The organism is Paraburkholderia sp. SIMBA_030, from assembly GCF_046535245.1.
In the GTDB taxonomy this organism is placed as follows: Bacteria; Pseudomonadota; Gammaproteobacteria; order Burkholderiales; family Burkholderiaceae; genus Paraburkholderia.
The window spans coordinates 1-277 of record NZ_JAWRXB010000373.1 but is presented as its reverse complement, the minus strand read 5'-3'; the positions used below and the strand labels follow the sequence as shown (position 1 = coordinate 277).

Annotated in this window: 1 protein-coding gene; it reads right to left on the bottom strand. The window is 45.8% G+C overall.

Going from position 1 to position 277, the window contains the following annotated elements; all coding sequences use genetic code 11:
• Positions 1 to 264 (bottom strand): redoxin family protein (locus SB772_RS40400; protein WP_410838569.1); only part of this gene is annotated, 264 nt, incomplete at its 3' end.
• Positions 265 to 277: the final 13 nt, after the last annotated feature.

Below are 277 nucleotides of genomic sequence, written 5' to 3'. Positions count from 1 at the left end.
AGAGAACGGGTCGCCACCGCGATTAAGATACCCTAACGCATCCCCAATATCATCTTTGTAGTTTACGCCCACCAAGTTAACACCGCGCTCTTCTAGCTTCATCAAAAAAGGATGCTCAATGATACAAGTTGGACACCAAGAGCCCCAAATATTCATGAGGAATGGCTTATCTGGCAAGTTGTCATTGGTCATGATACGACTGGTATCTGATAATAATGGCAACTCAAAGGCAGGTACTGGACGCTCAAGTGCTGTATTGGTCACGATATCAGTCGGC